The sequence below is a fragment of the Gephyromycinifex aptenodytis genome (assembly GCF_012277275.1).
Lineage (GTDB): Bacteria > Actinomycetota > Actinomycetes > Actinomycetales > Dermatophilaceae > Gephyromycinifex > Gephyromycinifex aptenodytis.
The window spans coordinates 2,356,807-2,371,891 of sequence record NZ_CP051155.1; the positions used below are offsets into that span (position 1 = coordinate 2,356,807).

10 protein-coding genes are annotated in these 15,085 nt (G+C 68.5%); 6 read left to right on the top strand and 4 right to left on the bottom strand.

Annotated features, from left to right (window positions below; translation table 11 throughout):
* Window positions 1-24: 24 nt before the first annotated feature.
* The 4 genes from G9V96_RS10105 (at window position 25) to G9V96_RS10120 (ending at window position 9,270) form a co-directional block, all read left to right on the top strand.
* Window positions 25-1,029 (top strand): WcbI family polysaccharide biosynthesis putative acetyltransferase, encoded by a 1,005-nt coding sequence (locus G9V96_RS10105; RefSeq protein ID WP_168582914.1) that lies wholly within the window; start codon window positions 25-27, stop codon window positions 1,027-1,029.
* On the top strand, window positions 1,026-2,057 hold the full coding sequence (locus tag G9V96_RS10110) for a glycosyltransferase family protein (protein WP_226913266.1): 1,032 nt from the start codon (window positions 1,026-1,028) through the stop codon (window positions 2,055-2,057). The genes G9V96_RS10105 and G9V96_RS10110 overlap by 4 nt, the downstream gene beginning before the upstream one ends.
* Window positions 2,054-3,328, top strand: coding sequence for a glycosyltransferase (locus G9V96_RS10115; RefSeq protein ID WP_168582915.1), 1,275 nt, complete (start codon window positions 2,054-2,056; stop codon window positions 3,326-3,328). Before G9V96_RS10110 ends, G9V96_RS10115 begins: the two co-directional genes overlap by 4 nt.
* 584 nt (window positions 3,329-3,912) lie before the next feature.
* On the top strand, window positions 3,913-9,270 hold the full coding sequence (locus tag G9V96_RS10120) for a carboxyl transferase domain-containing protein (protein WP_168582916.1): 5,358 nt from the start codon (window positions 3,913-3,915) through the stop codon (window positions 9,268-9,270).
* A gap of 75 nt (window positions 9,271-9,345) precedes the next feature.
* Here G9V96_RS10120 and G9V96_RS10125 read toward each other — a convergent pair whose 3' ends face one another.
* On the bottom strand, window positions 9,346-10,551 hold the full coding sequence (locus G9V96_RS10125; RefSeq protein ID WP_168582917.1) for a cell wall-binding repeat-containing protein: 1,206 nt from the start codon (window positions 10,549-10,551) through the stop codon (window positions 9,346-9,348).
* Between the two features lie 226 nt (window positions 10,552-10,777).
* Window positions 10,778-11,617, bottom strand: a complete 840-nt coding sequence (locus G9V96_RS10130; RefSeq protein WP_210424377.1) for a hypothetical protein — start codon at window positions 11,615-11,617, stop codon at window positions 10,778-10,780.
* A 39-nt stretch (window positions 11,618-11,656) separates the two neighbouring features.
* Here G9V96_RS10130 and G9V96_RS10135 point away from each other — a divergent pair, with 39 nt between their 5' ends.
* Together G9V96_RS10135 and G9V96_RS10140 are read left to right on the top strand one after the other, a co-directional pair.
* The gene (locus G9V96_RS10135) at window positions 11,657-11,839 is read left to right on the top strand and encodes a hypothetical protein (protein WP_168581194.1); all 183 of its coding nucleotides are present in this window, start codon (window positions 11,657-11,659) and stop codon (window positions 11,837-11,839) included.
* Window positions 11,840-11,992: 153 nt separating this feature from the next.
* Window positions 11,993-12,763 carry a DsbA family protein gene (locus G9V96_RS10140; RefSeq protein WP_168582918.1) on the top strand — a complete coding sequence of 257 codons (771 nt, stop codon included), beginning with the start codon at window positions 11,993-11,995 and terminating at the stop codon, window positions 12,761-12,763.
* A 276-nt stretch (window positions 12,764-13,039) separates the two neighbouring features.
* Here the strand turns inward: G9V96_RS10140 and G9V96_RS10145 are convergent, their stop codons facing one another.
* Window positions 13,040-14,398 carry a sensor histidine kinase gene (locus tag G9V96_RS10145; protein ID WP_168582919.1) on the bottom strand — a complete coding sequence of 453 codons (1,359 nt, stop codon included), beginning with the start codon at window positions 14,396-14,398 and terminating at the stop codon, window positions 13,040-13,042.
* Entirely contained in the window at window positions 14,373-15,047 is a 675-nt protein-coding gene (locus G9V96_RS10150) for a response regulator transcription factor (RefSeq protein WP_168582920.1), read from the bottom strand. The genes G9V96_RS10145 and G9V96_RS10150 overlap by 26 nt, the downstream gene beginning before the upstream one ends.
* Window positions 15,048-15,085: the final 38 nt, after the last annotated feature.

Genomic DNA, 15,085 nt, shown 5'->3' on the forward strand with positions numbered 1-15,085 from the left:
GGTGCTTCGGCCCATGCTTACCACATGCCGAGCCCCCCCGCCCCCCCGCTCCGTGACGACCAGCCCGGGCCCACGCCACCGCCACCCCCGGCGACGGCTTCGGCGGGCGAACCGGACGGGCGGACATTGCACTATGGGACCTTCTACGGAATCCACGAGATTCCCCAAGACGAGCGTCCGTTGGTGCTCGTGTGGGGCAACTGCCAGGCCGAGGCGCTGCGCCTGCTGCTGACTGATTCCCCCAGCGCCGCAGTGCGTACTGTGCGGATGCCGCCGGTGCACGAAATCGAGGCGGAGGACCTGCCGCATCTGGCACGGCTGCTGGAACGCGCGGACGTCCTGCTGGCCCAACCAGTGGCACACAACTATCGCGGACTGCCGTTGGGGACGGCTCAGGTTGCCAGCGGGTTACCGCAGCGGGCAAGGGTGCTGCGTTGGCCGGTGCTGTTCTTCGCCGGGCTGTACCCCTACCAGGTGCTTGTGCGCCAGCCCGACCTCGGCGACCCCCCGCTGGTGCCGTACCACGACCTGCGCACCATCATTCAGGCTGAGGCGGGGCGCCCAGCCGCCACGCGCCTGGACCCGCAGGCGTTCAGTCAGGCCTGTGCCGCCCTGGTGCAGGAATCTCGGGAGAGCCTGGCCCAGCGGGAGCAGGCGCACGAGACGCTCGTCGTCTCCGATGTCCTGAACACCCTGTCGGTCGACCTCTGCCACACCATCAACCACCCCGGCAACACCTGGCTGTTGGAGACCGCCAGGCGGGTTCAGCATGCCCTGGGGTTGCCGGAGGATGCCGAGGATCCGGGCCGGGTGTTGCTGTCCTCGATCCTGACCCCACTAGAGGAGCCGGTCCTGCAGGCGTTAGGGCTGGACGTCGATCCCCGTCCCCAGTGGCACTGCGGCGGCGCGGTACTGCAGCCGCAGCAGGTGCACGCCGCCCAGCTCGAGTTCTACCGTCAGCACCCGGGGTTCGTCCAGGAGGGGTTACAGCGCCACGCGCGCACCATCAAGGCGTTGGGGCTGGCGTGAACCCCATTCGCCATCTGGTCGTCGGTCCGCCGCAGCACGGGGTCACCCGGCATGGTGCCGGGATCGCGGCGATGCACCCCTATGAGGTCATCCGCACCCAGGACGCCCCGGCTAGCGCTGAACTGCCCACCGACGGGCTGCTCCATCTGCATGTCACCGACCGGCTTTTCGGTTCCGGTCCGCAGGAAGCCGCCGAGGCGGTGCTCGCCATCGCGGCGCAGCGGGCCTGTTCGCTGACCCTGCACGATCTACCCCAGCCCTCCGACGGGCCGACCAACCACCCCCGCCGCGCCCAGGCCTACGCCCGGATGGCCGCCGCCAGCGTCGGGGTGATCGTCGCCTCAGAACATGAGGCGGGGCTCTTGCGTGCCGCGTGCGAGCTCGCCGGGGTGAAACCGGTTCGCATCGAGGTCGTTCCGTTGCCGATCGACGTCCTGCCGCTGGCCGATGTGGCAGGCGCTGCCGCGCGGGCAGCGGCGGTGCGTCCGCGCCAGATCGGTGTGCTCGGCTTCCTGTATCCCGGCAAAGGCCACGACCTGGCGTTGGAGGCCTGCGCCAGTTGTCCAGCCGATGTGGGGTTGCTGGCACTGGGTCGGCCCTCGCCCGGGCATGAGGATCTGGTCGAGGAGCTCACCGCGCGGGCCGAGGTGCTGGGCCGCACGTTCGAGATCAGCGGCTACGTGCCTGACGATCAGCTCACCGACCGGTTGCGCTCGATCGCTGTTCCGGTGGCGCCGCACGAACACCTGTCAGCCTCAGGCTCGATCGGGTCGTGGATCGCTGCTGGTCGGCGCCCGCTGGTGCCCAGCAGCGCCTATGTCGCTGAGCTTCAGGCCCGCAATCCGCAGTCGGTCCTCGAGTACGGCCCGGATGCCCCGGCCGGGTCGCCACCGAGCCTGCGGGAGGCGCTCCAGGCGGCTCTGCAAGACCCGGCCTTGACCTGGCTGCCGCCCGGTACGCAGGTCGGGCCGACCTCGGCCGAAGCGGCGGCTGCCTATGCGGCCATCTTGCGCAGGTGGGCGCAGTGAACGCCACACCCGTCACGACCTCGATCGTGATCCCTTACTACGCAGACCAAACAAGCCTGGACATCGTGTTGGCCGCGTTGGCGGCTCAGACGTACCCGACCGCCTGCATGGAGGTCATCGTCGCCGACGACGGCTCCCCGCAACCCCCGCAGCTGGGGTCACGGCCGTATGCGAGCCGGTTGGTGCGGCAAGAAGATCGCGGTTTTCGGGCGGCGGCCGCCCGCAACCTGGGCGCGGCCGTGGCAAGCGGCCAGGTGGTGTGTTTCCTGGATGGCGACACCATCCCCGAGCCGGACTATGTGGCGACCATGACAGCGCGGGTGGCCAGCAGTGGCGCGCTCGTGGTGGGGCGGCGGCGGCACGCCGACCTGCGGGGCCTGTCCAGTGCGCAGGTGGTGGCGTGGCTGGCGCGTCAAAGTGCGGGCGCCCCAGCCCAGGCCGGTGACCCGTCGGTGCTGGCCGAACCCGCGTGGCTCGCGCAGGGCTATGCCGACAGCGACAACCTGCGTGCTGCCGATGAGCGTTCCTATCGGTTCGTCATCTCCGCGGTGCTGGCCATGCCGGCGGAACTGTTCGCCCGGGTAGGCGGCTTCGATGCCTCCTTCGTCGGGTACGGCGGGGAGGATTGGGAACTGGCCAACCGACTCTGGTTGGCCGGCGCCGACCTGCGTTACGAGCCGGCCGCCGTGGCCTGGCATGACGGGCCCGACATCGCCGGGCGTGAGGTGGGACTGAGCGAGCAGCAGCGTGAGCAGGCGCGGCGCGAGAAGAACGCCGAGACGTTGCGCTGCGCTCACCTGATCACCGAACCGGGGGCGCGTGATCCCGGTCTGGTCTGGGAGTACCCGGACATCGTGGTCACGCTGGATGATCGCGGGTACTCACCGGCCCAGGTGATGCGCTGCGTCAGCGACCTGGTGCGTGGCAGCGACGCGCGGGTGTGGTTGCGCGATGGCGCACTACTCACCGGCGGCGGGTGGCCCAGTACCGACTTGCGGGTGGTGGCCGGTCCGCCCCCGGCGGCTGCGCTTGCCCGAGCCCGGTTCCAAGTGCAGGTCGATCGGCCCGTCATCCTCACCGGGGCGAGCCTGGCGCAATTGTGCGCCCACGCGCCCTGCGATTTCGATGCCGGGGTGCGCATCCGGCGCACTCGTGACCTGGCCCGAGGAATCGACCAGGTCGCTGTCGGCGATGCCTGCGCCGTGGTCGCGCTCACCGAAGAGCCGTCCTTGGAGGCGTGGTGGGGTTGGCAGCGTGGAGTCGCGCAGTAGCCGAGCCGGCTTTCCAGCTGTGCGCTGCTGGTACCGGGGTGCTGCGGTCAGCCCGGTGCGCCTTGCCGGAAAACGGGGCCCGCGGCGAAGCGCTACCGCTATTGGTTGATTTCTACTGACCGGTCACTTATCACCGCCGACGGAATTGGCCGCGCTATTTTCTGCTAGTTACTTCTCCGTAACCGCGTCCGGCGGCTCTAGGGTGCTCGACATTGTGTGCTCAGGCAGCGGAATGGGAGAGCCGTGGCGGTGATAGTTCGACCTCGTCGAAAGGCTGACATTCAGCCACCCAGCAGCTACCTGCAACGGCTCTGCCTGGGCCGATGCACTCGCGCGGCGAGGTGTTCGAATATCGCGGGCGGGCGATGAAGAATAGCCTCCCGCCGCGCCCGAAGGTTACCGAGGCGTACCCATGCCGACGATATCGGCCGCGCTCGGCGTGGATACGCTGCGCTGCGTGTTCGATTATTCGGGTTGATGCTCCACACCCGTTGCTATCGGATTTTGCCGGTATCAGGTGCTGCCACACCAGGTGCCGACCTGCCTGATCGCTCCTGCCCTTTTCGACTGAACGGATATCCCTCGTGAGTGCTGCTGTTCGTCTGGCCATCATCGACCGCGGTGAAGCTGCCGCCCGTGTCATCGCTGCTGTCGGCGACGTTCGCCGCACCGGCGAGAGCGTGACCAGGCTCGCAGTGCACATCGGCCCCAAATCGCGGGCGTGGTACGCCCGCGAAGCAGACGAAACCCTGGCGCTGCCCGTGGACGAGGGCCAACACTGCGACCCCGCCGATGTGGTCGCGGCCCTGGTGGCTGCCGAGGTCGACGCGGTGTGGATCGGTTCGATGCCGTGCAACGTCGCGGACTTCGTCGCCGAATGCGAAAAGGTCGGCATCGACGTGGCTGCACCCTGCTCGGAAACGATTCGGGCGCTCGCCCCCGGAGCTGCCTTCGCAGCCGCAGCCCAGGCGGCCGGGGTGCCGGTGTGGCAGGAGCAGGGCGCCGAACTCACCGGTGCGCGTCTGATCGAAGCTGACTTCCTCGCTGATGGCGACGGCACGGTGATGACGTTGGGGTTGCGCGATGTCAGCGTGCGCCGCGGCCAGCACCTGGTGTTCGCCGAACACCCCGCCCCCGGGGTTGCCCAGGAGACGGCCAGCGCAATCGATGAGGCGGTCCGGGCGCTGGCGATCTCGCTGAATTACCGGGGTGCGGGAGTCGCCCAGATCGCGCTGCGGGGTCAGGAGTTCGGCTTCCTCGGCCTGGACGTCCTGGCCCGCGCCGAGCACGCCCTGTCCGAGGAGGGTTTCGGCACCGACTTGATCGCGCTGCGCCTGGGGCTGCTGCGCGGGGAGGGGCTACCGGCGAGCAGTCCACGTTCGGATGGGCACACCGTCGAAGTGCGGGTGCTGGCCCACGACCCGGAGAACGGGTACGCCCGCTCCGGTGGTGTCTTGCAGATGCTCAGCCTGCCCGCGAGCACCGGGGTGCGCATCGACGCCAGCATGCGCGAAGGTGACATCGTCCAGACCGGTCCGGACAGTGACCCGTTGATCGCCGGCGTCGGCGCCTGGGGGCGCGACCGCGACCAGGCGTTGGACCGCCTGATGCGCGTCATCGAGCGTTTCGTTGTCGTGCTGGAACAGGGTGTGAGTAACCGTTCCGGTCTGCTCTCCCTACTGGGCCATCCTGACCTGCGCGCCGGTGCCGTTCCGCTCGGCTGGTACGAAGAGCACCTCGAACGTGGCGCGTTGGTTCCCGAGCCGGACCCGGTCGCGCTCGTCTCTGCCGCGGTGGAGGCGTACGAGGCCGACCTGAGATTGGTGCGTGCCGCGTTCTTGGCCAGTGCCGCTCGGGGACGCCCGGGACGTCCGGAAGCTGTGGGTTCACGCATGCTGCTCGCCTACCGCGGTGTCGACCATCAGGTTCGCGTCGACCGCACCGGGCCCTCCTCTTACCGGGTCGAAGTCGATGGGCTAGGTGTTCCCGTCGACGTGGAAGCGCTGGGGCAGTTCGAGCGACGGCTGGTCGCGGGCGGGCGTAAACGTCGCATCGTCGCCATCGAGCAGGGCGCAGCGTTCCGGTTGGAAGTGGACGGGATCGCGCACACGGTCACCCGCGAGGACGGGATCGTGGTGCGCACCGGCTGGCCAGCGCTGGTGGAATCACTCTTGGTCTCGGTGGGCGATGAGGTCACGGCGGGCACCCCGCTGGCGACCCTGGAGTCGATGAAGATGGTCTCCACCGTCACCGCTGCCTTCGACGGGGTCATCACCTCGATCGCGGTGTTGCCGAACAGCCAGGTCGAACGAGGCGCGCCACTGATGCGGATCCGCGCCAACGGCGAGTTCACCCCCGCCGCCCTGTCGGCTGGCCTCGAGGACGAGCCGAACAGGCTGGACCTGACACCGCTGGTGGCTACCGAGAGTCCTGGCCGGTGTGGGGCTGCCTGGGTGTACTCCCGGCTTGCCGACTACCTGCTCGGTTACGACCTCGACCCGGCCGGGCTGAAGTGTCTCCTGGCGCGTCAGAAGGAACTGGCGGCCCAGGCACCTGCTGACGATCGGAATCTGCTGGCCCACGAGGACGCGCTGCTGGATCTGTATGCCGACATCGCGGGGCTTTACCGACCGCGCACCGAGGCCGAGTTCTCCGCCGAACCCGAAGCCCTGGGTGGGGTCAACACTCAGGAGTACTTCATCGCCTTCCTGCAGTGGCTCGATGCTGACCGCGCCGGACTGCCCGCGCGCTACCGGGTCCGGTTGGAGAGAGCCCTGGCCCGGTATGACGTCTCGGGGTTGGAACACAGCAGCCAGCTCGAATCGGCGATGCTGTGGATGTTCCGGTCGTTCTCGCGGGTGCCGGCTCTGGTACCGGCGATCCTTGTCGTGCTCGAACGGCGTCTGCAGCACCACGAAGAGTTTCAGGCGTTCCTTGCGCCCGCGGACCGGGAGCGGCTGGAACGTCTCGCCGCCGCCGCGCAAGGCCGCGAGCTCGCCGTGGCCGGCCTGGCCCACGACACCATCTACGCCCTTTTCGATGAGCCGGCGTTGAACGCCGTCGTGGAGGAGGAGCGCCGGGAGGCGGCCGAGCAGCTTGCGGCCTTGCGCAGTGACCCGCACCGCCTCGATCGCGACGATCGGGTGGAACAACTGGTGAAGAACCCGCACCCCATGCGCGGCCTGCTGCTCGAAGCGTGGCGCCAGGACGTCCAGGTCGATCCCGACTTCCGTGTCGCGCTGTTGGAGGCCTACCTGCGGCGCTTCTACCGCAACCGTGACCTGCGCGGCCTGGACCTCTGGGCCGAGCAGGGTAGCCAGTTCGTCGCCGCTGACTACGAGCACGAGGGGCGCCAGGTGCACCTCGTCGCGGGGTTCGCAGCGTTGAGTGACCTGCCTGCTTTCGCCGGGGCAGTGCGCCGCCACCTCCAGGGCGTGCCCGAGTCGGTGGCGGTGACCGTCGATGTGGTGGCGTGGCGCGAAGGCGTGTGCATGCCCATCGCCGACATGATCGCCGAGGTCGACGCGCTATTGGCTGCCAGCGAGTTCGGTCGTGTTCTGCACCGATTCGACGTCACGGTGACGAGCCTGTCGGGGGTGGGCAAGGAGAACCGGCGCACCCAGCACCTCACCTACCGCCAGCAGGGCGGGCGCTTCGTCGAGGATGCGCTTTACCGCAACCTGCACCCGATGTTGGCCAAACGCCTGGAGATCTGGCGGTTGTCGAACTTCGACCTGGAACGGCTGCCCTCTCCCGAGGAGGTCTACCTGTTCTTGGGGGTCGCCAAGGAGAACCCGAAGGACCGGCGTTTGTTCGCGCTGGCCGAAGTTCGTGACCTTGTCCCGGTGACGAACGAACAAAGCGGTGCCGTCACTTATCCGCGCTTGGGCCGGACCGGCCTTGAAGCGTTGGCCGCGATGCGCGCGGCGCTGGCGACCTACCCGCCGCGGGAGCGCCCGGTTGCCAACCGACTCATCCTCACCGTGCGTCCCACCTGGAACATCCCCGCAGCCGAATGGCACTCCTTGGCCTCTTTCTATGAGCGACTGGCGCGCGGCGCGGGCCTGGAGAAGCTCGTGCTGCATGTGCGGGTCCCGGCTGAAGACGGTTCCGGGTTGGTCGACAAGGTGCTCTATGTGGAAGGCATCGGTGGGCGCGGGATTTCAGCCCGTCTGGGCGACCCGGGACCCGACCCGATCCGCCCGCTGACGGCCTATGCCCAAAAGGTCCTTACCGCAGCACGATTCGGCTCTCCGTATCCCTACGAGATCATCCGCATGCTCACTCCGGGGCAGGGCGAAGCCTCACCGTTCCCACGCGGGCAGTTCACCGAGATGGACCTCGATGGTGAGGGTCGTCTGGTACCGGTCGATCGGGAACCCGCCCAGAACCGGGCGCACCTGGTGGTCGGCGAGATCGTCAACTACACCGACCTCGTCCCGGAGGGGTTGCGTCGGGTCGCGATCCTGTCCGACCCGACGCAAGGACTGGGCAACCTCGCCGAGCCTGAGTGCCGCCGGATCAACGCCGCGTTGGACTACGCGGCCCAGCATCGCCTCCCGGTGGAGTGGTACGCGGTCTCTTCCGGGGCGCTCATCGCCCTGGATTCCGGCACCGAGAACATGGACTGGATCTCCTTGACGCTGCGGCGAATCATCGAGCACACCCAGGCCGGCGGCGAGATCAACATCATCGTCACCGGGATCAACGTCGGCGGTCAGCCGTATTGGAACGCCGAAGCGACGATGCTCATGCACACCAAGGGCGTCCTGATCATGACTCCGGCCAGCGCGATGGTTCTGACCGGTAAGCAGGCCCTGGACTTCTCGGGCGCGGTCTCCGCCGACGACAACTTCGGCATCGGCGGTTACGACCGAATCATGGGCCCCAACGGCCAGGCGCAGTACTGGGCGCCCAGCTTCGAGTCGGCGTGTGAGTTGTTGCTGCACCACTACGACTACGCCTACGTGGTGCCGGGGGAGCGCTTCCCCAGGCGACGCCCGACGCAGGATGTCCGGGACCGCGACGTGCGCACTGCACCGCACGAGCAGATCCCGAACTCCACCTTCACCACGGTGGGTGACGTGTTCGACCGGGCCACCAACCCCGAACGAAAGCGTCCGTTCGACATGCGTTCGGTGATGCGGGCCGTGACCGATACCGACGATTCCCCGCTGGAACGTTGGCGTCACTGGCAGGACAGCGACACCTCGATCGTGTGGGACGCCACCATCGGTGGGATCCCGGTGTGCATGCTCGGGTTGGAGTCACGCACGGTGCCGCGTAAGGGCTTCGTGCCCTCCTACGGCCCTCCCGCATGGACCAGCGGCACGTTGTTCCCGCAGGCTTCGCGCAAAAGCGCGCGGGCGATCAACGCCGCAAGTGGCAATCGGCCGCTGGTGGTGTTGGCGAACCTGTCCGGCTTCGACGGTTCGCCGGAGTCGATGCGTAACTGGCAGCTGGAGTACGGCGCAGAGATCGGGCGGGCCGTGACGAACTTCGACGGACCGATCGTGTTCGTGGTCGTCTCGCGCTACCACGGCGGTGCGTTCGTCGTGTTCTCCAAGCAGCTCAACGAGGCGATGGAGATCGCGGCGGTGGAAGGTTCCTACGCCTCGGTGATCGGCGGCGCGCCCGCTGCGGCGACGGTGTTCGCCCGTGACGTCAAGAAGCGCACCGCCACCGATCCTCGGGTGGTGGCTGCCGCTGAGGAAGCAAGCCGCGCCTCCGGGCCGGGGGCTGCCGGGTCGCGCTCGCGGCTGGCCGAGGTGACGGCGGCGGTGCGCTCGGAGAAGTTGGGTGAGGTCGCCGACGAGTTCGACGGGATCCACACCATCGATCGGGCGCTACGGGTGGGTTCGGTGGACCGGATCATCACGGCCGAGCAGTTGCGCCCGTACATCATCGACGCGCTGGAGCGGGGCATGGCCAAGTTCAGCTGAGCCGCGTTTGAGGCAGACATGGGCGGGCGGTACCGAGTCGGTATCGCCCGCCCATGTCGTTGTTCTGCGCGCCGGTCAGGGCAGCAGTTCGCAGGCGACACGGTCGTTGTCGCGGTCGAGTCGGTACTTGTCGCCGACGCGGGGGTACCAGTAGTCGAACCATTGCTGGGCGGCTTTCTGGTGGGGGAAGTCGGCGCAGTTCACGGTCCGCGCGGTGCGTGCGTTCGGCCCGGGTGGTGGCGTGGCGTTGAGGGGTTTGGCTGCGCCGGTGGTGCACACCCGGGCCCCTGCGTAGGCGACGGCCCTCCCACCGAGGGTGACGTTGGAGGTCGTCTTCAGGGAGCGGATTGCGTTCGCCGTCGCTGCCGGGTGGCAGGAGGCGCCGGTGAGCAGGATCGGTCCGTCCGCCGCGGCCGCGGCAGGGACCCCGCTGAGCGCGTCGGGGAATATGGCGCCAGATGCGATGAAGGCGCTGCGGGAGCCCTTGGGCCAGAAACGGGCTGCGACCTGTCGGGCGGTGTCGTAGCGGTCGAGGCCGGCGACGCGGGTGACGGTGGCTTTCGGCGCGGCCTTGCCGATTGCGGCGAAGGTGGCTTCGTCGATGGCGCCGGTGCCGCCGAGGACGACGATCGAGCTGGGGGCCAGCTCGCTCAGACGTTCCTTGGTCACCTCCGGCAGGGTTCTCTTGCCGGTGAGCAGCACCGAGCCACGGGCCTTCGCGGCGGCCACCCCACCAGAGAGTGCGTCAGCGAAGCCCTCACCTGAGGCGAGGTAGACGGTGTCCGCTGACGGGGGGAACACCTCGGTGACCCGGGCGGCGGTGGCGTAGCGGTCCTTGCCGTCCACCCGGTAGACCAGGCTCGCTTTTGCTGCGTTGCGCGCATCGAAGCCGACCTTGTCGCTGACGACGGCGGGGCCGCCGAGTACGTACACCCGGTCCGGGTGTAGCCGGGCCAGCTCGGTGGCGGTGGCGGGGGGAAGCAGGTCGCGCCCGGTGAGCAGGATGGGAGCACCTGAGGCGTGCGCGGCGGGACCGGCAGCGAGCGCGTCGGGGTAGTCCTGTCCCGCAGCAAGGAACACGATCCGCGAACCGCTCGGGTGCGCGTACCGGGAAACGGCGGCGGCGGTGGCGAATCGGTCTGCGCCGGCGAGGCGTTCATCGGCCTTCTCGGCGCGCAGGGAGTCAGGGCTCGCCTGGGCGGGAAGCGCCACAGCGGGCGTCGCGGCGAGGGCGAGGACGGCGGACAGGGCAGCGGTTCGGCTTCGCAGGAAGGGCTTCACGCAATTCACCCTAAGGAGAGATCGCGCTCCGAACTGTGACCAGAGCGGCCTCGCCCCGCTTCTTTTTGGTTTCGTTTCCTGCTAGCCGCGGCCTGACCCGCGAACCGAAACGCCCCGAATAGCCGAAATTCATTGCGCTAGAGGGCAGCACGTCTTACAGCCAATTCCTTTTCGAATGGCGGAGTTCCCAGACCGGGTTGCTGGGGCTCGGGCGCGGGCGGCGAGCTCAATCTTTGGAGTCGCATTCGCTGCGACGGGTGCGTTTGCGGAGGCGCCAGCCTCGGCGTGGGTTGGCGGCAGGCGGTTCGGGCTCCGTCGGCGGCGCGGGGGTCGGGGCGCGCACCAGGATCTCGTCGCCGAGGGCTGCCGGGGCGGTGAGGGCGAGTTCGTCGCCGGACCAGAAGACGCCCGGGTCGTAGTAGATGCTGGGTAGGCGCGGGTTGAGCAGGCCCATCGCCTGGTATGTCACAGCCACGACCTCGGCGCAGTAGGCCTCGCGGGGGCTCATCCCCGAGGTGGGCGTCTGCGGTGAGCTTTCTTCTCCGGTGATTACCTGACGTGCCTTGGCCCGCAGGTAGCGGGCGTTCTGGCGTGGTTCTGCCATCGCCCCGGCGCGTCCGCGCATCCAGCGGGCCGTCAACGTGGTCGTGCCCGGGAAGGGGGTGCCGTCCCAGCGGGCGATGGTGCGCAGCACGGCATCTTCCTGCTGCCGGCTCACCTCGGGGGTGAGTTGGCGAAACCACGCCTCTTGGCCGTAGCGCCCCGTCCATTGCAGGACGGCCTCGCGTAGGTCGTGCAGTTGCACCCCGCGTTGGTGCTTGCCCGCCCACACATCCAGCAGGCCCTTGCCGAGTTCGGCATGCCACAGCAGCGGCGGCAGATCGTCCAGCACGACAGCCATCGCGACGTGGTTGACGGGCGCATTCGTCAGGGCTCGGATGGCGCGGTCCGCGCGTGAACGGCCACGGAACAACCAGATGTCACCGGTGCGGGCCAGGTCGACGGCTTCATCCAGCGTCACACCCGGGGTGCCTGCAGGGAGAGGGAGGTGCAGTGTTCGTCGCACGCCGGGAGCGTACCTGGCACGGCCCGTACCCTGTCGAAGGTGAAGAGCATTCGGGTACGAACCATCGTGTTGCGCAGCCTCGGCGTTGCTGGGATGGCAGGTCTGGTCGCCGGTGGGGTGGCAGTCGCGCGTGGCGAACGGCGCCGCCGCACCATGACCCCCGAGGAGATCCGCACCCGGTTGCAGGAGCGGTACGCCCAGATCGAAGCCGAGCAGGTCTAGCTCGCAACGGCATCTCTGGGCGGCTTCCCAGGGCGGCGCAGGCGGCTTTCCAGCCACGTCCATTAGGCTCGATGAGTTGAGTCTGCCTGGGCTGAGCGGGAACAGCGCTCGGGCAGTTTTCTTTTCAGCTTCTTTCAGGTGAGGGCTTCACACATGAGCAACGAAGAACGGGCACGCAAGATCGCCGCGGCCACCCCCAAGGACCGAAGCCGGGTGAAGTGGGGGATCGCCATCGCCCTGGCGATCGCCGTTCTGGCCGGTATCGCGTGGACTGTGTACGCGGGCAAGTCCGCCGGTCCCTCCACCTCCCAGAGTCAGGGCATTCCCGCTGGCGGTCTTGCCCAGGGTGAGGGCCTCAACCCTTACCCGAACGTGCAGGTCAAACAGGGCGCGCCGAAGGTCGATGTGTATTCGGACTTCCAGTGCCCCATCTGCGGGCAACTGTCGAAGACCAACGGGCAAGCGATCGACGAGTTGGCCGCTAAAGGGGAGATCTCCCTGGTCGAGCACCACATGAAGTTCCTTGACGAGAACATGGGCCTGGGAGAAAAGGGACCCTCGCACACGGCGGCGAACGCGGCCTTCTGTGCTGCGGATCAAGGCGTGTACTTCACGGTCGCGCACGGCATCTTCTCTGCACAGCCGGAACGCGAGGGCGACGGTTTCCCCGAGGGCATCTACGCGCAGTTGGCCGAGAAGGCAGGCCTGAGCGGGGAGAAGCTGGAGCAATTCAACTCCTGCGTGCAAAAGGGCACCTACCTGAACTACGTGAAGATGTCGGATGAGTCGAGCTCTCGAAGCGGAATCACCGGCACCCCGGCCGTGAAGATCAACGGCGTCGACGTGGCAGGGGAGGACATGTCCGCCCTGGTCACCCAGCCGGGCAGCTTCCCGCAAGTTCTGGCCAAGTACGCCAAGAAGTAACGGCATCTGCGCAGATGCGCAGCGCAGCGACGGCGGCCCCCACAGCAGCAGCGTGGGGGCCGCCGTCGTCTGCCGGTGGGTCTGGGTGTGGGGGGTGACCCTGCTCAGGTGCCTTCCCGAGGGCGGGGCTTGCGCAGTTCCCGGGCCACCGAGGAAAGATGTCGGCGCGGTGTCGGAGATCGACCACGTCAAGGTGCTGCTGGGGGTGCTGGACCCAGGACACGTACCTGGATGGCACGTTCCCGCTGGACCCGGGCCGCGGTGCGCACTGCCTGCTCACTGACTCAGCGGCAGTGTGATCCGCGCCCGCACGCCTGGGTTGGCATCCTCGAGCACAACATCACCGCCCTCACGCCGCAGGAGTTCCCGCGCGATCGGCAAACCGATCCCGCTGCCCCCCGCATCTCGATCCCGCGCCTCATCCAGGCGCACAAACCGGTCGAAAACACGCTCCCGGTCAGCCGCCGCGATGCCCGCGCCGTCATCGACGACCTCGATCACCGCCTGCTCGCCGTCCCGAGACAGCGTGACCAGCACAACCCGCTCGGCGTGACGCACCGCGTTGTCGATGAGGTTGCTCAACGCCCGCTCCAACCCGCTGCGCTCAATCACCGCGACGAGCCCCACCTCGGCGTGCACCTGCAGCGGCACTCGCACCTGCGAGTAGCGCTGGGTGACCTGCCCGACCACCTGTCCCAGATCCACCGGTTCCCGACGGCCAGAGGGTCCCGCGCCACTCGTGCGCGCCAACAACAGCAAATCGTCGATCAACCGGGCCAGACGGTCGATCTCCGGCAGCACCTCGCGCGCCAACGAGTCGTCGCCGAGCCGCGCCTCCACCTCGATCTGCATGCGCAAGCTCGCCACTGGGCTTCGCAACTCGTGCGCCGCGTCAGCAACGAACCGGCGCTGGCTGGTCGCCGCCTCATCCAAACGATCAAGCATGCCGTTCAACGTCAGCGCCAACGCCCGGATCTCGTCCTGCGAGCCCGGCACCGGCAGCCGCCCGCCCGGCTCCCCACCAGCCCCGATACGTTCAGCGCCGAGCCGTAAATCATCCACCGGCCGCAACGAGGTCCCCACCGCCCGCCACGTCAGCAGCGCCCCAGCGCCCACCAACACCGGAATCCCGGCAGCCAACGCGAGCCACAACCCCCACTGGGTGTGGCTCAACGCCTGCACCGGTGAGGCCGCGATCACCGTGATGCCCCGCCTGGGCAAACCCGCGGGCACCGCGACGGCGCGCAATGTGCCGCCCTCAGCCATCCGGCCGGCCGGTACCTGCACGGCCGTGCCCTCGCGAGCCTGCGCAAGCTCCTCCGGTGCGAGCAACGGCACCAACCGGTCGGCGGCGGGGGAGGCCGCAGTCACCGACATGTCCGGCCCGACGACCTGCACGATCCGGGCCCCCGAAACCGGCAGCGTCGCCGGAAGTCGGTTCTCGGCGACAAGAGTCGCCACCTGCTCGGCCACCTGGTGCAGGTCGGTGTCCAGGGTGCGCCGCTGTGCCGCTGCGGCAGCGGCCGCGATGGCGACCGCGCCCAGCAGCAGGACCAGCGTGAGCAGCCCAGCCGTGATGGCGACGACCCGAGCCCGCAGACCCCACGCTTCAACGCGCACGAGCGACCCCGTCATGGCTGAGGCGGTACCCGACGCCACGCACCGTCGTGATCCGTTCGCGTCCGATCTTGCGCCGCAAATGGCCGATGAAGACCTCCACGACATTGGGGTCTCCGCTGGATTCGGCCCAGATGTTCTCGAGCAGCCGCTCCTTGCTCACCGGGTGCGGGAAAGCGCGGATCAGGTACTCCAGCAGAAGCGCCTCACGCGCCGAGAGCGCCACACTGGCGCCCTCCACCTGCACCTCGTGCGAAGCCGGATCGAAGCTCACCCCGCCCGCCGTCATGATCGTCGGGCGCGGCGCGGGAGCGCGCCGCAGCAGCGAACGCAACCGGGCGAGCAGCACCACGAATGAGAACGGCTTGGTCAGGTAGTCATCGGCGCCGCAGTCCAGCCCGTCAGCCTGGTCATACTCACCGTCCTTGGCCGAGACCATGAGAACCGGAACCCAGTTCTCCTCCGCCCGCAAAGTCCGCACCACCTCATAGCCCGACAGGCCGGGCAGCATCACATCGAGCAACACCGCATCGAAGTCACCGAAGCGAGCCATGTCCAGCCCCGTCGGCCCGTCGCGGGCCACCTCGACGAGGAACCCCTCCGCCGCCAAGCCTCGTCGCAGGGCGCGCACCATCCCCGGCTCGTCCTCCACCACGAGTAGTCGCATCTGCTCAGCCTGGCACGGGGACGCCCGCGAAGCTCTTC